The organism is Streptomyces sp. (assembly GCF_031181555.1).
Lineage (GTDB): Bacteria > Actinomycetota > Actinomycetes > Streptomycetales > Streptomycetaceae > Streptomyces > Streptomyces fimbriatus.
Genome location: NZ_JAPSKQ010000129.1, coordinates 1 through 18,933, shown reverse-complemented (window position 1 = coordinate 18,933; position 18,933 = coordinate 1). Strand labels below are relative to the sequence as shown.

Here is an 18,933-nt window from a genome sequence, read left to right as displayed (position 1 = left end):
CGCGCCGGCACCGGACACGTCGGGGCAAAGGCCCACCGGACTCAGGCCGGCGGCCACGCCTCCGCCAGCATCGCGCGGGTGTCGGCCAGCAGCTGCGGCAGCACCTTCGTGTGGCCGACCACCGGCATGAAGTTCGTGTCGCCGCCCCAGCGCGGGACGATGTGCTGGTGCAGGTGGGCGGCGATGCCGGCGCCCGCGACCGTGCCCTGGTTCATGCCGATGTTGAAGCCGTGCGCGCCGGAGGCGGTGCGCAGGGCGGTCATCGCCTGCTTGGTGAGCTCGGCGAGCTCGGCGGTCTCGTCCGCCGTGAGGTCCGTGTAGTCGGCGACGTGGCGGTACGGCACCGTCATCAGGTGGCCGCCGGTGTACGGGTACAGGTTGAGCACCGCGTACACGTGCTCGCCGCGCCGGATGATCAATCCGTCCTCGTCGGACTTGGCCGGGATGGAGCAGAAGGGGCAGCCGTCGTCGGCCCCGGGGCCGGTCGGCTTGTTCTCGCCCTGGATGTAGGCCATCCGGTGGGGCGTCCACAGACGCTGGAACGCGTCCTGCGTGCCCACTCCCAACTGCTGCTCCGGCTCACTCGTCATGCGTGCAGCATATGGCGTCGCCGGAGGGCCGCGGAAAAGGCCCCCGGGATGAGTCCCGGGGGCCTGAGGCCCCGCGTCGGCGGGGAGGGCGTCACACCTGGGCGCGGCGCTCCACCACGTCAACGAGCTTGGCGATCGCCTGATCACGCGGAATGCCGTTCTCCTGCGAACCGTCGCGGTAGCGGAACGACACCGTGCCCGCGTTCATGTCGTCGTCACCCACGATGATCATGAACGGGACCTTCTGCTTCTGAGCCGTCCGGATCTTCTTCTGCATGCGGTCCGAGGAGGAGTCGACCTCCACCCGCAGGCCCTTCTGCCTGGCCTCCGCGGCGAACTTCTCCAGGTACTCGACGTGGGCATCACCCACCGGGATACCGATCGCCTGGACCGGGGCGAGCCAGGCCGGGAAGGCGCCCGCGTAGTGCTCCAGCAGCACGGCGAAGAACCGCTCGATGGAGCCGAACAGCGCGCGGTGGATCATGACCGGGCGGGTCTTGGAGCCGTCCGCGGCCGTGTACTCCAGGTCGAAGCGCTCCGGCAGGTTGAAGTCGAGCTGGATCGTCGACATCTGCCAGGTACGGCCGATGGCGTCCTTGGCCTGCACGGAGATCTTCGGGCCGTAGAAGGCGGCACCGCCCGGGTCCGGGACCAGCGGCAGGCCCTGCTTCTCGGCGACCTGGCGCAGCGTCTCGGTGGCCTCTTCCCAGGCCTCGTCGGAGCCGACGAACTTCTCCGGGTCCTTGGTGGACAGCTCCAGGTAGAAGTCGGTCAGACCGTAGTCGCGCAGCAGGTTCAGGACGAAGGTGAGCGTCTTGTCGAGCTCCTCCGACATCTGCTCGCGGGTGCAGTAGATGTGCGCGTCGTCCTGGGTGAAGCCGCGGGCGCGGGTCAGGCCGTGCACGACACCCGACTTCTCGTACCGGTACACGGTCCCGAACTCGAACAGACGCAGCGGCAGCTCGCGGTACGAACGCCCGCGCGCGTCGAAGATCAGGTTGTGCATCGGGCAGTTCATGGGCTTGAGGTAGTAGTCCACGCCCTCGTCGAGCTGCATGGGCGGGTACATGCCGTCGGCGTACCAGTCCAGGTGGCCCGAGGTCTCGAAGAGCTTCCCCTTCGTCGCGTGCGGGGTGTAGACGAACTCGTAGCCCTCCTCCTCGTGGCGGCGCCGCGAGTAGTCCTCCATGACCCGGCGGATGATGCCGCCCTTGGGGTGGAAGACGGCGAGGCCGGAGCCGATCTGCTCCGGGATGGAGAACAGGTCGAGCTCGCTGCCCAGCTTGCGGTGGTCGCGCTTCTCGGCCTCGGCGAGGAACTCCAGGTGCGCCTTCAGCTCGTCCTTGGTCGGCCAGGCGGTGCCGTAGATGCGCTGGAGCATGGGGTTCTTCTCGCTGCCGCGCCAGTAGGCGGCCGCGTTGCGCATCAGCTTGAACGCCGGGATGTTCCGGGTGGTGGGCAGGTGGGGACCGCGGCAGAGGTCCTTCCAGCACAGCTCGCCGGTCTTGGCGTCCAGGTTGTCGTAGATCGTCAGCTCGCCGGCGCCGACCTCGACGTCCGCGCCGTCGTCCGACGAAGCCGCTCCCTTGAGACCGATCAGCTCCAGCTTGTACGGCTCGTCGGCGAGCTCCTCGCGGGCGGCCTCGTCGGTCACCACGCGGCGGGAGAAGCGCTGGCCGCGCTTCTGGATCTCCTGCATCTTCTTCTCGATGGCCTTGAGATCCTCGGGCGTGAACGGCTTCTCGACGTCGAAGTCGTAGTAGAAGCCGTCCCGGACCGGCGGGCCGATGCCCAGCTTGGCCTCGGGGAAGAGTTCCTGCACGGCCTGGGCCATGACGTGCGCGGTGGAGTGGCGCAGGATGTTGAGACCGTCCTCGGAGGAGATCTCGACGCCCTCGACGGTCTCGCCGTCCCTGACCTCGTAGGAGAGGTCCTTGAGCTCGCCGGCCACGCGCGCGGCGATGATCGAGCGCTCGCCGGCGAAGAGCTCGGCGGCCGTAGTGCCCGTCGTCACCACGCGTTCTTCCCGCTCGGAATCGCGTTGGATGATCACACGGACGTCTGACACCGGTCTCTCCTGACTGAAGGTGGGGCTGCGGCGCCATACCGGAGCGCGCGCACGAGTCCCGATCGTACCGACCCGGGCCCGCCCTTAGCGAAATCAGTCCGCGCAGTCCGGGCCGCAGGCCTCGCCGAAGAAGGCCGCGGTCTCGGCGTTCTCCTGGATCGCCTTCATCAGCCGGTCCCGCTCCGCCTCGTCGACCTGCACCGGTACGACCTCGCCGGCCCCGGTGAGCCGGCGGAAGCCGCCCCGGCTCTCCAGCCGTCCGCGCACCCGCACCGGCAGCCCGACGAGGTGGGCGTGTCCGGCGATGCGGTAGTCCTCCTCGCCGAGCGCGATCCGCACGTGGCCGACCTCGGCCCCGGCGAGCACACGCAGTCGTACCGTGCCCTCGCCGCGCGGTCCGGACCTGGTCATCCGTACCACCGTGCCGGTGATCCGCACCGGCACGGAGGGTTCCGCGCGCTGGTAGCGGACGCCGGCCTCGCGCAGGACGGGCAGGTCGCCGGGTGAGAACTCGACGGGGTCGGCAGAGGCCGCGCAGCCCTCGGGGACCCCGGCCGCCGGGGACCAGGCCACGGCGATCCGGGCGCCCTCCGTGCCCCGGACCAGGGCGACGAGGGCCTCGGTGAGCTCCTGGCTGACGCCCGCCTCGACGGCTGTGTCGAAGGCGTCCATCCCACCGGTGGCGCGCCGGTAGTCGATGGCCTCGCGGGCCGCGTGCGCGGCGTGGTGGAGGCGGACGGTGAGGGCGCGGCCGGTGGTGACGGGGGCGAACGCGGTCACCCCGCGTCCCCCTGGTGCGGGCCCGACCAGGACGGTGTCCAGCGCCGCGGTGGCCGAGCGGCGGTGCCGGACGCCGTGGAAGCCGGCACGCGCGCGCGTGGCGAGCGCGGCGGCGAGCAGGGTCCGGCGGGCGGCGGAGCGCAGCTGCTCCTCGGAGGTCCAGGCCGTGGCGCCGCCGGGACCGGCCGGTACGTCGCGCCACCAGCGGATCTCGTCGCTGGGCACGGCGAGGGCGAGCAGGACCTCTCGGGCGGAGGGCGTGGCGCTGCGGGACAGCGCGTGCAGGGCCTCGGCGAGCAGGTCCTCGCTGTCGGGGAAGGCGCGGCTCTCCGGCACCAGCAGGCTCGTGCCGCTGCCCGGTCCCGGCGGGGTCCAGCGGCCGTAGCGTCCGGCGGCGCCGCCGCGCCGCCGCCAGCCGTGCCGGTGCAGGAGGGCGGCGAGCACGGCCGGGTCGGTCTCGGCGGGCTCGGGCGGCCGGGCGTCGAGGACGGCGTCGGCGGGATGGGGACGTACGGGCCGCAGGGGTTCCCCGGTCGGGCGGTGCGTCACGGTCTTCCTCCCGTCCCGACCCGCGTCATGATCTCGCACAGCGCCCGGTCGTCGAAGATGCGTGAGGTGGGGATCCGCACGGTGGTGCGGTGCCGGCCGGTGACCGGATGCCCGGCGAGGTTGGTCCAGTAGCAGCAGTGCCGCAGGTCGAGCCGGTCGTGACCGGCCCGCAGCCAGTCGTCCTGCGAGCGCGGGACGAGCATGACGACGAGGATCTTGTGCACCGAGACCGGCGTGCGGGCGAGCTTCGCCAGGTGCGCGTTGTCGAGTGTGAAGGAGAAGGAGCGGCCGGGCGGGTCGGGTGCGACCTGGTAGGTCGCCTTGAGCTGCACCTTGATGGTGACCTCGTCGTCGACCGTGTGCCCGGGGGCGCTGTGGCTGACGTGCCAGTCGATGCCGTTGTCCGGGAAGGGCTGGGACAGCGAGCAGCCCGCGGCGGCCGCGACGGCGTGCAAGTAGCCGACCTGCAGGGTCTCCATGCAGGCGGTGGTGGCGAGGGTGCCGCGAGTGGGTGGCGTGCGCTCGGGCAGCAGCCCGCCCCGTTCGGGCTGCGCGATGGCCATGACCAACAGCCTTCCAGAACAGTCGAGTCTCCGTTGCGTGTCTCTGAACTGCAAAGACCCGTACTCCTGTTGTCTCCTCCCGGCGTACGGTGCAAACAGCCCGGGTATCACCGGATCGGGCAGTGGACGGGACGTCAACTGCCGAAGGTGAATGAGGGGTTGTTGGGTATGACGTGCTGGTACGAGGGGCCGCTGGCCGCTTTCGACACGGAGACGACGGGTGTGGACGTCGAGACCGACCGGATCGTGTCGGCCGCTCTCGTCGTCCAGGACGCCCCGGGGACCCGGCCCCGGGTGACCCGCTGGCTGGTGAACCCGGGAGTGCCGGTGCCCGCCGCGGCGACGGAGGTGCACGGGCTGACGGAGGAGCATCTGCAGCGCAACGGCCGCTGGCCGGCGCCGGTGATGTACGAGGTGGCTCAGGCGCTGGCGGAGCAGGCCAGGGCGGGCCGTCCGCTGGTGGTGATGAACGCGCCGTTCGATCTCACCCTCCTGGACCGGGAGTTGCGCCGCCATCGCGCCTCGTCGCTGGGCCGCTGGTTCGAGCGGACGCCGCTGCTGGTGCTGGACCCGCGGGTGCTCGACAAGCATCTGGACCGCTACCGCAAGGGCCGCCGTACCCTGGCCGACCTGTGCGCGCACTACGGCGTACCTCTGGAGGAGGCGCACGACGCGGCGGCGGACGCGACGGCCGCGCTGGAGGTCACGCGGGCGGTCGGGCGGCGTTTCGCGTCGCGGCTGGAGCGGCTGTCCCCCGGTGAGCTGCACACCCTGCAGGCGGTGTGGCACGCGGCGCAGGCCAGGGGGCTGCAGGAGTGGTTCGCGCGCAGCGGCACGGAAGAGGTGGTGGACCCGGCCTGGCCATTGCGTCCGGACCTGCCGGCGGCGGCGTGAGAAGACCTCCGGCGCGGAAAAAAAGCCGGCCCGTCGGGGACGGACCGGCTTTCCCGGTGGGCGATACTGGGTTCGAACCAGTGACCTCTTCGGTGTGAACGAAGCGCTCTCCCACTGAGCTAATCGCCCGGGAACGCACTGAACAATACAGGTCCGGGCGGGCTTCCTTCAAACCGCTTCCAGGTGGGTGGTCAGTCCGCGCCGTCCGGCCCGCATCATCAGCGCGTGGTTGACGCGGAAGGCCGGCCGTCCCGGCACGGCGAGCCGCCGCAGCAGCGGCTTGCGGACGTCCACCTCCTGTTCGTAGTGGGCGAGGCTGCCGCCGGGGCCCAGCCGGGTGACGGTCCAGCGGGCCCAGCCGTCGATGTCCCCGGACAGGCCCACTTCCAGGATCCCGGCCTCCGCGTCGCGCCGCCCCGCGCGCAGGGCCGCCCTCAGGTCGATGGGCAGGAGGGAGCGGATCCGGACGATCCCGCTGGTGTCGTCGAGCCGGGTGACCTCCCGTACCTGGGGCCACCACAGAGGGTAGTCCTCGATCCGCTCCAGGGCCCGGTAGACCACCGGTGCGGGCGCGGGCAGGGTCCACAGACTGCGGAATCGGTAGTGGTTCCAGTCCATGTACGGAGTGTGCCCGCCCGCGCCCGGGAGGTGCCGCTACGGCATCCGGTCCCCCAGCAGCGCCAGGTTCTCGATGGCGGCGAGGCCGTAGAGCGCGGTGTCGTTGGTGGAGACCCAGGTGGCCTCACTGCCCGCCACCAGCGCCGTCGGGCCGCTCACCTTCTCCGTCCTCCAGGGCGCCGACTCCTTGTACCCGTCGGAGTTGTAGAACTTCTCCCATGCCCTCTTGGCCAGCTTCTCGTCGCCGGTCCGCACGGCGGCGAAGGCGTCGAGGCGGGAGTGGCCCTGGAAGAGGATCAGGCTGCCGAAGTTCGAGCCGTAGCGTGCCGCCTGCTCGGTCTTGCTCGCGTTGAAGTAGCGGCAGTAGTCGTAGTACGCCTCGTTGAACTCCGGCATGTCGACCAGGTCGATGAGCTCGGCGCACAGCTCGTTCAGGCCGAAGACGGCCGACAGGTGGGAGACCTCCACCTTCGGGGTGCCGGCGACGGCGAACCTCCCGGTGTCGAGGTCGTACAGTCCGCTGCCCTGGACGAAGCCGTTGGGCTGGGCGGCGATGGTCTCCATGGTGGAGAGCACGCGCGCCTTCGCCTTCTCCCACTTGGGGCCCTTGCGCTCCCACTCGGTGAGCCAGGCGGAGACCAGTCCGCTCCAGTCGGTGCCGAAGCCGATGGACAGGGCGTTGCGGTCGGGCGTGTAGGGCTCGGTGCGGATCTTGCGCAGGGGGTCGAGGGCGAGGAAGGTCTCGTCGGAGTCGACGTTGGCGTGCATGAGGTCGCCGACGCGTTCGTCGGCGGTGAGGAAGTAGTAGTAGCGCCGGTAGGTGGTGTTGGCGATGCGCTGCTGCTTGGCGCTGTCGGCCCAGTGCTGGACGCCGTGCCGGGTGCCGAGGCCGGCCCACTTGCCCAGGTGGTAGACGTCGACCTCGCCGGTGTGGCGGGTCATCGCCTCGGCGAAGCGGAAGATGTCGGCGCGGCCGCTCCTGAGGTACGCGTACCAGAGCCACAGGTCGGGCGAGAGCTCGGAGTTGTCCCAGGCGTAGCCGCCGACGTCGTAGCGCCACTGGTGCCGGACGGTGTCGTAGGTGTGCATGATGTCGCCGTAGTCCCAGAAGCCGTACCAGCGGCGCATCTCCACCTGGTCCTTGTAGTAGGTGAAGAGGAAGTCGAGGTGGTCCTCGATCTTCGCCTTGGCGGGCGTGGAGCGGTCGGGCTCGGCGAACAGGCCCTTGCCGAACACCCCTGCCCTGATGAGCTGCTTGGGCGGGGCGGCGAGCTGCGGGAGGACGCGGACCGCCTCGACCTGTTCGGCGAGTCTCTCGGCGCTCGGGGTGGACTCGTTGGCCCAGAAGAGGAGTTCGGAGGTGCGGGCGATGCCGTACGGGGTGCCGAACCCGGGCTCGTAGTCCTCGTAGGTGATGTTGAGGCCCTCGATCTGCTCGGGGAAGGTGTCCTGGCCCATGCCGTCGTGGTAGAAGCGCAGGTCCATGGGCTGGGCCTCGGGCGACCAGAGCCAGAGCGTGACCTCGGCCTCGTCGGTGTGGGCGTCGCGGATGTCGAGCTGGGCGGGGAACTTCTCCCAGAAGTCGCGCAGGCCGAAGGAGAGGCCGCCGCTGACCCCGCCGACGTAGCCGAAGCCGGAGGCGCGCCGGCCGCCGCCGGCGCCGATCCAGCCGTAGCCCTTCTTGGTGCGCTTGCGCAGGGCGAAGCCGTCGGCGGAGAGCTGGGAGAGGGTGTAGTCGCCCCACTCGGGGATGTACTGCAGGCGGGTGGTGACCCGCTGGTCCCAGGTGGACGGGTCGGGCAGCTTCTTCCCCTCGAACTGGGCCTGCTGCACGGCGATGCCCGGGTCGCGGCGCAGGCCGGTGATGCCCTTGACGGCCTCGCGCAGCATTCCGGTGCCCTCGCCGCCGATGCGGATGTGCCGGTCGTAGGACTCGTCGCGCAGGGGCACGCCGAAGCGGACGCCGATGCCGCGGACGAAGTCGCCGCTCGCCCTGCCGGGCTCCTGCGTCCCGTCGTAGGTGATGGTGTGCACCATGCGGAAGGAGTCGGCGCCCGCGTAGAAGTAGAGGCGGATGGAGAAGGGGAGCCAGCTGCGGCCGCCCTTGCGGTGCTTGCCGTCGACGCGGACGACCGCGCGGACCGGTCCCTCCTGCTCGACGGTGACCTCGGAGACCGCTCCGTCGAAGCGCTCGGTCTTCACCGTGGTCTGGTCGCCGTCCTCGTACTCGGGCTGGCGCAGCAGGACGAGGCGGCCGTTGCGGGCGATCTCGGTCGAGCCGCGGGTGACCGACCTGATGAGGGTGGTGCCGGACGTGCCGATCTTCGCGGTGATGACACCGGTCGAGATGTCGATGGTGCCGCCGCGCCTGTCGACGGTGACCTTCTTCTCGGGCGCGGCGGGTGTCCCCGCGGTCAGGGTCAGCTTGCCGGAGCCGGAACTCACCGCGTGCGCGGTCCACTTGAGGGACCCGTCCGGCCAGTAGGCGATCGGCCAGGACTGCACGGGGACGGATTTCCCGTCGGCGTCGGTCAGCGCGAAGGTCTGGTCCTCCCGGTGGGCGCCCTTGGGCCAGGGCACGCCGACGGTGGAGCCGGGCGCCGCACCCAGGCCGCCGTCCTCCAGCCAGTCCAGGGTCACCGGGTCCGCGTCGGCGGTTTCGGCCCGGGGCGCGGCGGCGGCGTTCTGCGCCCCCAGCGCCCAGCTGAACTGGGCGGCGGCTCCGGCGACGGCGGCCGCCTTGAGAAGGGATCTGCGGGGAAGGGGGGACATGGCCTTTCCTTTCCGTGCGGGTGCGAGGAAATGACAGGGGCATGACAGGCAAAGGTGCGGCGCCGGGGCGCCGACCTCGAAAGGGGGGCACCACCCGTCAGCGGTGCCGGTACCGCTCCTCGACGGCGACGGCCGCCGCCGCGACGGCCCCCAGGACGGGGGCCGCCAGCGGCGGGAGGAACCATGCGGACAGGGCCACGACGGCCAGCCCGCAGACGACCAGGAAGGACCCGGCGGGATCGAGCACGGTCCGCCGTCCGGCGTCCGCGAGCAACACCCGCCAGGCCGCGCCGGGCGCCCAGACGGCGGCCGCCCGCAGCAGAGCCACGGCGGCCCCGATCAGCGCGAAGACGCCGACGGCCCCGACGAACGGCCCACCGGGAAGCCCGGCCCGGGCGGCCAGGACGTCCACCCACACCGCGCCGGCCACCGCCCACCCGGCGAGCCCGACGACCCACCCGCCGCGCACGGCCGTACGGAAGTCCAGGGCGAACTCCCGCAGACCACCGCCCTGGTGGGTCGTACGACGCCGCAGGTGCCGGGCGCCGGCGGCGAAGGCCGCGGGGTAGGTGACGACCCCGAGACAGGCCACGGCGATCCACACGCCGGTGAGCAGGCACTCGGCGAAGACCGCGAAGCGCTCGCCGAACACGGACTCCTTGCGCGGGGCGCGGGTCTTCACGCGTGCTTGCGCCATGGTGACCGCCTCAGCCCTTCAGTCCGGAGGTCGCCATGCCGTCGATGAGATAGCGCTGGAAGGCCATGAAGAAGGCGATGACCGGCACCAGCGCCACCAGCGACATCGCGATCATGCTGCCGTAGTTCGAGATCCCCTCCTGGTCGCGGAACATCATCAGGCCGAGCGAGACGGTGTACTTCTCGGGGGTGTTGAGGTAGATCAGCGGCCCCATGAAGTCGTTCCAGGCGTTGATGAAGGTGAAGATCGCGCTGGTGATGATCGCGGGCCGGCTCAGCGGCAGCACGATCGACCAGTAGGTGCGCAGATGTCCGCAGCCGTCGAGCTTGGCGGCCTCGTCCAGTTCCCTGGGCAGTCCGCGCATGAACTGCACCATCAGGAACACGAAGAAGGCTTCCGTGGCCAGGAACTTGCCGACGACGAGCGGCACCAGGGTGTCGGTGAGCTCGAGGTTGCGGAAGAGCACGTACTGGGGGATGAGCAGCACGTGGTACGGCAGCAGCAGGGTGCCGATCATCAGCGTGAAGAGCAGGTTCCGCCCGGCGAACCGGATCTTGGCGAAGGCGTACGCGGTCAGCGAGCTGGACAGCACGACACCGACCACGGCGAGGACCGCGTACATCAGCGAGTTCCAGAAGAAGCTGCTGATCGGGATGCCGGAGATGCCGTCGGCGAGTCCGGAGAAGTTCGCCCAGACCGGCTTGGTGGGCAGCAGGTCGAGGCTGGCGATGATGTCCTTGCTCGGCTTGAACGAGGCGCCGACCACCCAGACCACGGGATAGAGGACGACCGCGAGTACGGCGAGCGCGCCCACGTGCCAGGCGATCGATCCGACGCGCCGCCGCTCGTTCGCGGCGGGCAGGGCAGGGCTGGTGGCACTGGTCACTTGGCGGCCTCCTCGTAGTGCACCCACTTCTTCTGCGACCAGAACAGGACCGCCGTGACGAGCGCCACCGCGATCACCAGCGTCCAGGCCATCGCGGAGGCGAAGCCCATCTGGGCCTCCTTGAAGCCCTTCTGGTAGAGGTAACAGGTGTAGACGAGCGTGGCGTCGGCCGGCCCGCACCGGGTGTCGGAGACGACGTAGGCGGAGCCGAACACCTGGAACGCGTGGATGGACTCCAGCAGCACGTTGAAGAACAGCACCGGAGAGATCATCGGCAGCGTGATGCTCCAGAACCGCCGCAGCGGGCCGGCCCCGTCCACCTCGGCGGCCTCGTACAGTTCCTGCGGGACCTGCTTGAGGCCGGCCAGGAAGATGACCATGGGCGCGCCGAACTGCCAGATGCTCAGGGCCACCAGGGCGTAGATGATGTAGTCCGGGTTGCCGATCCAGCCGCCCACGTCGAGACCGAAGACCTTCTGCGTCCGGTCCACGATCGCGTCGTCGGAGAACAGCGCCCGCCACACGAAGCCGACGGAGACGCTGGCACCGATGAGCGAGGGCATGTAGAACGCGGCCCGGTACAGGCCCTGTCCGCGCCGCTTCTGCGCGAGCAGCAGCGCGACGCCGAGCGCGAGCAGCAGCTTCAGGGGGGTCGCGACGACGACGTACTTGAGCGTGACCTCGACCGACTTCTGCCAGCGCGGGTCCTGGAACATCGTCGTGAAGTTGTCCAGGCCCACCCACTGGGGCGGCGTGAACAGGTTGTAGCTGGTGAACGCGTAGTACAGCGACGCGATCATCGGCCCCGCCGTGAGCAGCAGGAACCCCGCGATCCACGGCGACATGAAGAGGTAGCCGGCGAGGTTCTCGCGGCGCCGCCCGCGCCGCCCGGCGGCGGGAGCGGCGGGCCGCTTCCCGGCCGGGCGCACGGGCGCTTCCTTGACGAGCGTCATGGTGGTACGTCCCCTCAGCCGGCGAACGCGGCCTTGGCCTCGCTGAACAGTGCCTTGGCGGCATCGGCCGGCTTGGTCTTGCCCTGGGCGACCTCGCCGCCGATGCGCAGGAACGCCGCCTCGATGACGTCGGCGCCGGACGGGTGCGGGGTGATCTTGCCGAGGACGCCGGCGTCGGCGACCTTTTCCTCGTAGGCCGCGACGCCCTTGCTGTTGTCGTCGGTGGGCTTGAACGCCTCGTACTGCTCGGTGGTGGCGAGGATGCCGCGGTCGTAGCCCATGATCTTGCCGACCTCGGGGTCGTGGACCATGAAGTCGATGAACTGGGCGACCTCCTTGGGGTGCTTGGTCCCGGAGAAGGCGCTCAGCATCAGCGAGCCGAGGTACTGGCCGGTGTCCTTGCCGTCCGTGGTGGGGATCGGTGCGAGCCCGTAGTCCGACTCGCCCTCGCCCTCGTAGCGGATGGAGAAGTTGTCCCAGGTGAACTCGGACGCCGCGAGGCCCGCGGAGAGCGCGGACTTGGGCTTGACCTGCTCGACCTTCTTCGGGTCGGCGACGAGGCCGGACCGCACGCGCTTGTAGCCGTCCTCCCACCACTGCGTCAGATCGTCCTCGGTGAAGCCGAGGTCGGTGTCCGTGAAGAAGGCCTTGCCGTTCTGACGCAGGTACAGGTCGTAGAGGTACATGATGCTGAAGTAGCCGGTGTCACCGGCGATCTTCAGCTTGTCCTGGATCGTCTGGAGCGCGTCGAAGTACTCGTCCCAGGTCCAGCCGAACTTCGCCTCCACGCCGGCCTTCTCGAAAGCCTTGAGGTCGATGACGAGCGCCATGGTGTTGGCTCCGACGGGGATGGCGATCTGCTTGCCGTCGACCTGACCGTTCGCCAGCACGCCGTTGCGGAAGTTCTCCAGGCTCAGATTCCCGGCGTCCGCCTGCGTCTTGAGGTCCAGCAGAACACCGCGCTTGTCGTACTTGCGCAGGAAGCCGACCGCATTCTGGAAAACGTCCGGCGGATTCCCGCCGGAGGCCTGGGTCTGGAACTTCTCCCAGAACGCCTCGTAGTCGGTGAATTCAGGCTTGATCTTGATCTTCGGGAACTTCTTCTCGAAGAGCGCGATCGTCTTCTTGATGGCGATGGTGCGCGGCTCGCCACCCCACCACGCGTAACGGAGTGTGACCGTCCCGTCTCCGGAACCGCTGCCGCCACCACAGGCGGTGGCCGTCGCACCCAGCCCCGCGACGGCCAGCGAGGTCCCCGCCGCTTTGAGGATCGTCCGCCTCCCGACCCGCCCCTCCGCATTCCTGCCCTGCTGCATATCAGCCTCCCCGCGACGTCGCGTCCGCCTCATGAATCGTTTCAAGTAAGCGCTTGCTGGCACAAGTTACGGAGGGCCTACGGGCACGTCAATGATTCGGACAGGAATTGATGGCCGCCCGGACCGCACGAGGACGGCACCCGCCTCGGTCACACGCCCGCGCGGGACATGAAACCCGCAGGTCGGCGCCCTGCGGCCGACCGGCCGAACACCTGCGGGCCGGACGGAGGGGGCGACGCGGAAGGTTACGGTTGGATGAAGACGGCCGGAAGCGGAACGGCCCGGCCGTCACCCGCTCCGCAGAAAGGACCGGCACACCGGCGCGCGGAGAGCGAAACCCGCCCCTGACACCACGGCGGCCCGGCTCACGATGTGTGAGCCGGGCCGCCGTGGATCCGGTGGGCGATACTGGGTTCGAACCAGTGACCTCTTCGGTGTGAACGAAGCGCTCTCCCACTGAGCTAATCGCCCGGGTGCAGGAAGAACATTACCCCATGTCAGGGGATGCCCGTGACCAGCGGGGGCCGGCCCACCGCACCCCGCCGGGGATCACTGGTCCTCGATCTTCCAGGGCATCTGGAGGCCGAACTTCCACAGATAGACCCCGGCCAGCGCGGCCGCGATCACCACGCCGATCGAGGTCAGGATGATGTTCCGGCGCCGCACCTTGGGGTCGAGCGCGCGCTGCGCCGCCTCGGTGACCTTGCGCTTGGTCCACCGGAGCACCAGCTGGGCCCAGACGAACTCGGTCGCCCAGATCGCCATGCCGCCGAAGATCACCACCCAGCCCGGCCCGGGCAGCACCAGCATCGCGGCGCCGGCCGCCACGACCGCGAGGCCGACGATGAAGACGCCGACCTGCCAGCTCAGGTGCAGGACGCGGCGCGCCCTGATGAATTCCGGTGCTCGCGAGCCGAGTCCCCGCGTCTCGTCCCGGCTCTCGTCCGGTGCCGCCCCGTGAGCCGCCACGACAGCCTCGCCAGGCTTGTTACTCCCCGTGTTCATACAGCCAAACCCTACCTGAGCGAATCACATCACCGGAATGGGTGCACGTCGCGAGGGATCTCTCGGCCGGAAGAGTTACGTAAACACACGCAAAACACTCAGAGGGGTTTACAACGGCACCGTAGGTGGCATGTCGATTTCGCCGACGTGCGAATCCCCGAGCGCACACTGAGCGAAAGGCCCTGGCGCTTATGAACACCACGGTCAGCTGCGAGCTGCACCTGCGCCTCGTTGTGTCGAGCGAGTCCTCCCTGCCTGTCCCCGCAGGCCTGCGGTACGACACGGCCGACCCCTACGCCGTGCACGCCACCTTCCACACCGGAGCCGAGGAGACCGTCGAGTGGGTGTTCGCCCGCGACCTCCTCGCCGAGGGGCTTCACCGGCCCACGGGCACCGGCGACGTCCGGGTCTGGCCGTCGCGCAGCCACGGTCAGGGCGTCGTCTGCATCGCCCTGAGCTCCCCGGAGGGAGAGGCCCTGCTCGAGGCTCCGGCACGGGCTCTGGAGTCCTTCCTGAAGCGCACCGACGCCGCCGTGCCCCCCGGCACGGAACACCGGCACTTCGATCTCGATCAGGAGCTCTCGCACATCCTGGCGGAAAGCTAGGCGAGGCTCGCCAAGCCGCCCGGCGCCGTCGACTCGGGGAGACGGCTCGGGCCCGGACAGCCGCATCACGGACAACCGCATACGGCACACACCGGCGCCGGCGCCGCGGGGCGCTCCCGCGGGCGGCGCCGCTGTGCTGCGCACCTGCCACGACCGAACGTGCGCGTCGCGTCACCGCCCCGGGAACGCCGGAAGGCGCTCCGGCGTTGTGTTCGAAACCACGTGCGGACGGGGGCGGTGCGGTGCTTGCCGGAGCCACTACCATCGGCCAGCATCGACGGGCACCCGCCCGACCCCCAGGCCAGGGAGCGAATCGTGCTGATCACCCACGACACCCGGTGCGCGCTGGAGACCGTGGTGGATCTGGTGAACACCGCACCGGAGGACGACTCGTCGCCGGACGGACTGCCGGATGTCGCGGCTCTCGAGGTTTTCGTGCAGAGGCACGAAGTCAGCGAGGTCGGGGTGCTCACGGAGTTCGACCTGGCCGCGGTGCGCAAGATCCGCGGACGGTTCGCGGCGGTGTTCGCCGCTCCCGACGCCCGCAGCGCCGCCGGTCTGATCAACGAGCTGATCGCGGCCGCGGGCACCACTCCCCGGCTCACGGACCACGACGGCTACGACTGGCACGTGCACTACTTCGCGCCCGGCGCCTCCGTCGCCGACCACCTGGCCGCGGACTGCGGGATGGCGCTGGCGTTCTTCGTGGTCGCGGGCGAGCAGGAGCGTCTGCGGCGCTGTGAGGCCCCGGACTGCCGGCATGCCTTCGTCGACCTCTCCCGCAACCGCTCGCGCCGCTACTGCGACAGCCGCACCTGCGGCAACCGTCTGCACGTCGCCGCGTACCGGGCGCGGCGCAAGGAGGCGGCGGGCTGACCGAGGAGGCGGCGGGCCGGCCGTCGGGCGGCCCGGCGAGGCCCCGGCACGCGGGGGCGCGGGCCGACGGGAGAACCACCCGGTGCTTCTCGGTGCCGTGCCGACGCGGTCCCGACGGGTGACGCCGGGTACCGCGGGTACGGCTCACAGCCACAGCAGGTCGTGCAGGGCAGCCGTGAGCAGCAGACACCCGATCACCGCAAGGAAGATCATCAGCGGTGGCTGGGAAAGGGCGAAGAGGCATCCACGCGGCTCGTCCTGCGGCGGCGCGGCATCGCTCTGTGTCGTGTCCAGCATCTCGCGGCGATGATGACGCATCGGGAGCACCGGACGCGATCAAGACGCACGGAGTGAACGCGGGTTCGCCGATTCCGTGATCTACGGTTCGGGTTGTGACCGCTTCCGGACGCTGTGGGATTCCCTATGACGTTTCAGCCCGCTCCCGCCCGTCACCTGCGGTGCGGCGCGCCGTCATATGCCGTGCTTCTTGAGAATGGCCTCGATGTCGCTGAAGTCGTCGTCGCCCCGGGAGGCGGGCGCCGGCCGGGCCGCCGGGCGGGGCCCCTGGCCCAGGGAGGGCGCCGAGGCCGCCGGGGCCACCGCCTCCGGCTGTGCCGCCGCCCGGGCCGCCTTGCGCTCCCTGCGCGTGCCACCGCGCCGGCGCTCCACGACGCGCGTGGTCGCGAACAGCACCCAGGACAGGCCGAGCACGCCGAAGCCCGCCCAGGCCGTCGGGCTGAAGGCGGTGTCGGCCAGCCAGTCGACGACACCGGTCATCACCAGTCCGACGGGGATGAGCGAGTAGGCGGCGATGCGGGCCGCGGCGAGGAAACGCTTGCGGTAGGCCGTGACCACCGCGATGCCCAGGCCCGCCGCGGAGACGGCGGAGCAGACGGTCTCGGCAATCATCCGGTCCTCCAGGCGGCGTGCGGTGCAGCGGGTGCGTCCCTTCCATCCTGCACCTGCCGGGCCCCGCCGGGCCATGCCCCGGCCGGACCTCAGGGACATCTCCGGGTCGGCTCCTCCGCAGGTGCCGGTACCGGCGTACGACCGGGCCGGGAGCGATTCCGGGGTTCCGTGGATCGTGCGAGGTCCGGTTGGGTGGTCCCGGGGCGGGGCTGGGAGACTGTGGCCATGAGCGACTCCTCCCCCGACCGTCCCGCCGTCCCCGTCCTCGACGTGTGGTGCGAGCTCCAGTGCTCGGACTGCCGCACCGCCCTCGACGACCTCCGCGCCCTGCGCGCCCGCTACGGGGACCGTCTGGAACTGCGGCTGCGGCACTTCCCGCTGGAGAAGCACAAGCACTCCTTCGCCGCCGCCCAGGCCGCCGAGGAGGCGCTGGAGCAGGGGCAGGGCTGGCCCTACGTCGAGGCGGTGCTGGAGCGGGTCGAGGAGCTGGACCGCCGGGGGGAGCCTCTGCTGGTCGAGGTCGCCCGGGAACTCGGTCTGGACGCCGAGGAGTTCGACACCGCGCTGATCGACGGACGGCACATCCTGATCGTGGACGCGGACCAGGCCGAGGGCAAGGCGATCGGGGTGACGGGCACCCCGACCTATGTCATCGGCGGTGAGCGCCTCGACGGCGGCAGGAGCCAGGAGGGCCTGCGCGAGCGCATCGAGGAGATCGCGGACCGGCTGCTGGCCGGACGGGAGGGGTGATCCGAGGGGCCCCACCGGCGGCTACAGCAACGGCTTGTACACCGCGTACCGGGTCGTCGTGTAGCCGAGTGACGCGTAGAGCCGCTCGGCCGGCGTGTTGCCGGCGAAGACGTTGAGGCCGAGGACGCGCCTGCCCGCGGCGATCGTCCGGGCCTCGGCGAGCAGCATGAGGGAGCGTCCGTGTCCCCGGCCGCGGTGGGCGGCGTCGGTCTCGACGTCGAAGACGTAGCCGTGTTCCCCGCGCATCGCCAGCCACAGGGTGCCCACGGGTGCGCCCTCGTGTTCCAGGACGCTGAAGAGCATGCCCTCGGTGGTGCGGCCCCGGGGCAGCAGGGCGGCGTGGTCCCGCTCCGCCTTGGCCCGCGCCTCGGCCTCCGGCACCCCGCGCTCGATCCAGTTCCGCGCGTAGGCCTCCTTGCCCTTGGCCCTCCAGGGCCCGAACTCGGCCTCGGTCATGGGCCGGGCCCTGCTGCCCTCCGGAAGCGCGGGCGGGGTGTCCCCGAGCGGCTTCTCCATACCGCGGTTGCGCACCACGTAGCCGAGCGCCGTGGCGAGGCGGAGGGCCGGTCCGGCGTCGGCCGGGACGGTCGCCTCGATGCGGCGGCAGCCCCAGCCGCGCACCACCTCCTCGGCGGCGAGCGCGGCCACCGTGCCCCGGCCGCGCCGGCGGTCCGGTTCCTCGATGCGCAGGCTCATGATCCGGGCCACGGCGTCACCGAACACCGGATGCGTGCCGAGGTGGATCGTCCCGACGGGGCGGCTGTTCACGCACACCTGGTAGCGGCGCGAGCGCGTGCCGTCGGGATTCTGCTGAAGCGGCTCGGCCGGCCGCAGGGTCGTGGTCATCACGGATGTTCTACCCGCCCACCCGTCCTCCGCCACCGCCCCCGGCCGAGGGCCCTGCGGGCCCGCCCCTTCTGTCCGCGCCCCGGATCAGCCGGATGTCCGGACCGTCACGGGTCGAGGTCGGTGCCCGAGCGCTCGTCGAAGATCCGCATGGCCTTGGCGGTCACCGGACCCGGGGCGCCGGGCAGTTCGCGGTCGTCGACGCGGTGCACGGCCTGCACGTCGCGCAGGGTGGAGGTGAGGAAGACCTCATCGGCCCGCTGGAGGACGTCCACCGGCAGGTCGGTCTCCCGGGCGCCGGTCCACTCGACGGCCAGGGCGCGGGTGATGCCCGCGAGGCAGCCGGAGGCGAGCGGCGGGGTGTGGATCTCGCCGTCGAGGACGACGAAGACGTTGGACCCGGTGCCCTCGCAGAGCTGTCCGACGGTGTTGCCGAACAGCGCCTCGGAGGCGCCCTGTTCGCGGGCACGGGCGAGGGCGACGACGTTCTCGGCGTACGAGGTGGTCTTCAGGCCGGCGAGCGCGCCGCGCTCGTTGCGGGTCCAGGGGACGGTGATGACGGCGGTGGAGTCGGGCCGGCGGGTGGTCTCGCCGAGGGCGACCACGAGGGTCGGGCCGTGGTCGCCGCGGTCGGAGCCGAGCGGGCCGTGGCCGCCGGTGTAGGTGATGCGCAGCCGGCCGAGCGGCATCGGGTTGGCCTCGAGGACGGCGGCGCAGGCGCGGCGGACCTCGTCCGGGTCGGGGTCGGGCAGCCCGAGCCCCCGGGCGGACCGGGTCAGCCGGTCGAGATGCCGGGTGAGCGCGAACGGACGGCCGTCCACGGCCTTCACCGTCTCGAAGATGCCGTCGCCCACGGTCAGCCCGTGGTCGAAGACGGAGACGCGGGCGGACTCGATGTCCTGCAGCCCGCCGTCGAGCCAGATCTTCACCTCTTAGGTCCCTTCACTCACCTCGTACGTTCCCGACGCTACCGCGAGCAGCCGGGAGGCCTTCAGTTCGGTCTCCCGCCACTCCCCCTCGGGGTCGGAGCCCCAGGTGATCCCGGCGCCGGTGCCGAACCGCAGGACGGCTCCGTCACCGGCGTCCCGGTCGATCCAGAAGGTGCGGATGCCCACCGCCAGCTCACCGGTGCCGCGGTCGGCGTCGACCCAGCCGACGCCGCCGCAGTAGGGGCCGCGGGGCGCCGTCTCCAGCGCGTCGATGATCCGCAGGGCGCTCGACTTGGGCGCGCCGGTGACGGAGCCGGGCGGGAAGGC

Annotated in this window: 20 protein-coding genes and 2 tRNA genes; 4 read left to right on the top strand and 18 right to left on the bottom strand. The window is 70.9% G+C overall.

Going from position 1 to position 18,933, the window contains the following annotated elements; all coding sequences use genetic code 11:
- Positions 1-41: 41 nt before the first annotated feature.
- The 4 genes from RIM90_RS22995 to RIM90_RS22980 form a co-directional block, all read right to left on the bottom strand.
- Entirely contained in the window at positions 42-590 is a 549-nt protein-coding gene (locus RIM90_RS22995; RefSeq protein WP_309062644.1) for an HIT domain-containing protein, read from the bottom strand.
- 91 nt (positions 591-681) lie between these two features.
- Entirely contained in the window at positions 682-2,658 is a 1,977-nt protein-coding gene (gene thrS / locus RIM90_RS22990) for a threonine--tRNA ligase (RefSeq protein WP_309062643.1), read from the bottom strand.
- Between the two features lie 93 nt (positions 2,659-2,751).
- Entirely contained in the window at positions 2,752-3,987 is a 1,236-nt protein-coding gene (locus tag RIM90_RS22985) for a hypothetical protein (RefSeq protein ID WP_309062642.1), read from the bottom strand.
- Positions 3,984-4,550 (bottom strand): DUF4365 domain-containing protein, encoded by a 567-nt coding sequence (locus RIM90_RS22980; RefSeq protein WP_309062641.1) that lies wholly within the window; start codon positions 4,548-4,550, stop codon positions 3,984-3,986. The genes RIM90_RS22985 and RIM90_RS22980 overlap by 4 nt, the downstream gene beginning before the upstream one ends.
- A 168-nt stretch (positions 4,551-4,718) precedes the next feature.
- On the opposite strand from RIM90_RS22980, the gene RIM90_RS22975 reads away from it, so the two are divergent.
- A complete protein-coding gene (locus tag RIM90_RS22975) occupies positions 4,719-5,444 on the top strand; it encodes a 3'-5' exonuclease (protein WP_309062645.1) in 726 nt (241 codons plus the stop codon).
- A 57-nt stretch (positions 5,445-5,501) separates the two neighbouring features.
- On the opposite strand, the gene RIM90_RS22970 is transcribed toward RIM90_RS22975, so the two are convergent.
- The 9 genes from RIM90_RS22970 to RIM90_RS22930 all read right to left on the bottom strand — a co-directional run bounded on the left by RIM90_RS22970 (position 5,502) and on the right by RIM90_RS22930 (position 13,691).
- Positions 5,502-5,573, bottom strand: a tRNA-Val gene (locus RIM90_RS22970).
- A gap of 39 nt (positions 5,574-5,612) precedes the next feature.
- Positions 5,613-6,062 carry an SRPBCC family protein gene (locus RIM90_RS22965; RefSeq protein ID WP_309062640.1) on the bottom strand — a complete coding sequence of 150 codons (450 nt, stop codon included), beginning with the start codon at positions 6,060-6,062 and terminating at the stop codon, positions 5,613-5,615.
- Positions 6,063-6,098: 36 nt separating this feature from the next.
- Positions 6,099-8,834 carry a Tat pathway signal sequence domain protein gene (locus RIM90_RS22960; RefSeq protein ID WP_309062639.1) on the bottom strand — a complete coding sequence of 912 codons (2,736 nt, stop codon included), beginning with the start codon at positions 8,832-8,834 and terminating at the stop codon, positions 6,099-6,101.
- 97 nt (positions 8,835-8,931) lie between these two features.
- The gene (locus tag RIM90_RS22955; protein WP_309062638.1) at positions 8,932-9,531 is read right to left on the bottom strand and encodes a hypothetical protein; all 600 of its coding nucleotides are present in this window, start codon (positions 9,529-9,531) and stop codon (positions 8,932-8,934) included.
- Between the two features lie 10 nt (positions 9,532-9,541).
- Positions 9,542-10,417 carry a carbohydrate ABC transporter permease gene (locus RIM90_RS22950; RefSeq protein WP_309062637.1) on the bottom strand — a complete coding sequence of 292 codons (876 nt, stop codon included), beginning with the start codon at positions 10,415-10,417 and terminating at the stop codon, positions 9,542-9,544.
- Positions 10,414-11,370 carry a sugar ABC transporter permease gene (locus RIM90_RS22945; RefSeq protein WP_309062636.1) on the bottom strand — a complete coding sequence of 319 codons (957 nt, stop codon included), beginning with the start codon at positions 11,368-11,370 and terminating at the stop codon, positions 10,414-10,416. The genes RIM90_RS22950 and RIM90_RS22945 overlap by 4 nt, the downstream gene beginning before the upstream one ends.
- 14 nt (positions 11,371-11,384) lie before the next feature.
- Entirely contained in the window at positions 11,385-12,686 is a 1,302-nt protein-coding gene (locus RIM90_RS22940) for an extracellular solute-binding protein (protein ID WP_309062635.1), read from the bottom strand.
- Positions 12,687-13,085: 399 nt separating this feature from the next.
- Positions 13,086-13,157 (bottom strand) — tRNA-Val (locus RIM90_RS22935).
- 78 nt (positions 13,158-13,235) lie between these two features.
- Positions 13,236-13,691 (bottom strand): TIGR02611 family protein, encoded by a 456-nt coding sequence (locus RIM90_RS22930; protein WP_309062634.1) that lies wholly within the window; start codon positions 13,689-13,691, stop codon positions 13,236-13,238.
- 191 nt (positions 13,692-13,882) lie between these two features.
- On the opposite strand from RIM90_RS22930, the gene RIM90_RS22925 reads away from it, so the two are divergent.
- Positions 13,883-14,296, top strand: a complete 414-nt coding sequence (locus tag RIM90_RS22925; RefSeq protein ID WP_004002642.1) for an SsgA family sporulation/cell division regulator — start codon at positions 13,883-13,885, stop codon at positions 14,294-14,296.
- Positions 14,297-14,611: 315 nt separating this feature from the next.
- Positions 14,612-15,172: a CGNR zinc finger domain-containing protein gene (locus RIM90_RS22920; protein ID WP_309062633.1), complete on the top strand. Its 561-nt coding sequence runs from the start codon at positions 14,612-14,614 to the stop codon at positions 15,170-15,172.
- Between the two features lie 144 nt (positions 15,173-15,316).
- Here the strand turns inward: RIM90_RS22920 and RIM90_RS22915 are convergent, their stop codons facing one another.
- A complete protein-coding gene (locus RIM90_RS22915) occupies positions 15,317-15,469 on the bottom strand; it encodes a hypothetical protein (RefSeq protein WP_166461450.1) in 153 nt (50 codons plus the stop codon).
- A gap of 174 nt (positions 15,470-15,643) precedes the next feature.
- Positions 15,644-16,081 carry a hypothetical protein gene (locus RIM90_RS22910; RefSeq protein ID WP_309062632.1) on the bottom strand — a complete coding sequence of 146 codons (438 nt, stop codon included), beginning with the start codon at positions 16,079-16,081 and terminating at the stop codon, positions 15,644-15,646.
- Positions 16,082-16,306: 225 nt separating this feature from the next.
- Between RIM90_RS22910 and RIM90_RS22905 the strand changes: the two genes are divergently transcribed.
- Entirely contained in the window at positions 16,307-16,831 is a 525-nt protein-coding gene (locus RIM90_RS22905) for a DsbA family protein (RefSeq protein WP_309062631.1), read from the top strand.
- 21 nt (positions 16,832-16,852) lie between these two features.
- Here the strand turns inward: RIM90_RS22905 and RIM90_RS22900 are convergent, their stop codons facing one another.
- The 3 genes from RIM90_RS22900 to RIM90_RS22890 all read right to left on the bottom strand — a co-directional run.
- The gene (locus RIM90_RS22900; protein ID WP_309062630.1) at positions 16,853-17,677 is read right to left on the bottom strand and encodes a GNAT family N-acetyltransferase; all 825 of its coding nucleotides are present in this window, start codon (positions 17,675-17,677) and stop codon (positions 16,853-16,855) included.
- A gap of 107 nt (positions 17,678-17,784) precedes the next feature.
- Positions 17,785-18,606, bottom strand: coding sequence for an aminodeoxychorismate lyase (locus RIM90_RS22895; RefSeq protein WP_309062629.1), 822 nt, complete (start codon positions 18,604-18,606; stop codon positions 17,785-17,787).
- 3 nt (positions 18,607-18,609) lie between these two features.
- Positions 18,610-18,933: chorismate-binding protein (locus tag RIM90_RS22890; RefSeq protein WP_309062628.1), on the bottom strand; the 324-nt coding region annotated here is incomplete at its 5' end.

Bases quoted from the DNA above. Each gene is read 5' to 3' on its own strand.
- RIM90_RS22995 (WP_309062644.1), bottom strand. From the start codon at position 590: ATGACGAGTGAGCCGGAGCAGCAGTTGGGAGTGGGCACGCAGGACGCG.
- RIM90_RS22980 (WP_309062641.1), bottom strand. From the start codon at position 4,550: ATGGCCATCGCGCAGCCCGAACGGGGCGGGCTGCTGCCCGAGCGCACG.
- RIM90_RS22975 (WP_309062645.1), top strand. From the start codon at position 4,719: ATGACGTGCTGGTACGAGGGGCCGCTGGCCGCTTTCGACACGGAGACG.
- RIM90_RS22965 (WP_309062640.1), bottom strand. From the start codon at position 6,062: ATGGACTGGAACCACTACCGATTCCGCAGTCTGTGGACCCTGCCCGCG.
- RIM90_RS22960 (WP_309062639.1), bottom strand. From the start codon at position 8,834: ATGTCCCCCCTTCCCCGCAGATCCCTTCTCAAGGCGGCCGCCGTCGCC.
- RIM90_RS22955 (WP_309062638.1), bottom strand. From the start codon at position 9,531: ATGGCGCAAGCACGCGTGAAGACCCGCGCCCCGCGCAAGGAGTCCGTG.
- RIM90_RS22945 (WP_309062636.1), bottom strand. From the start codon at position 11,370: ATGACGCTCGTCAAGGAAGCGCCCGTGCGCCCGGCCGGGAAGCGGCCC.
- RIM90_RS22940 (WP_309062635.1), bottom strand. From the start codon at position 12,686: ATGCAGCAGGGCAGGAATGCGGAGGGGCGGGTCGGGAGGCGGACGATC.
- RIM90_RS22930 (WP_309062634.1), bottom strand. From the start codon at position 13,691: ATGAACACGGGGAGTAACAAGCCTGGCGAGGCTGTCGTGGCGGCTCAC.
- RIM90_RS22925 (WP_004002642.1), top strand. From the start codon at position 13,883: ATGAACACCACGGTCAGCTGCGAGCTGCACCTGCGCCTCGTTGTGTCG.
- RIM90_RS22915 (WP_166461450.1), bottom strand. From the start codon at position 15,469: ATGCTGGACACGACACAGAGCGATGCCGCGCCGCCGCAGGACGAGCCG.
- RIM90_RS22910 (WP_309062632.1), bottom strand. From the start codon at position 16,081: ATGATTGCCGAGACCGTCTGCTCCGCCGTCTCCGCGGCGGGCCTGGGC.
- RIM90_RS22905 (WP_309062631.1), top strand. From the start codon at position 16,307: ATGAGCGACTCCTCCCCCGACCGTCCCGCCGTCCCCGTCCTCGACGTG.
- RIM90_RS22900 (WP_309062630.1), bottom strand. From the start codon at position 17,677: ATGACCACGACCCTGCGGCCGGCCGAGCCGCTTCAGCAGAATCCCGAC.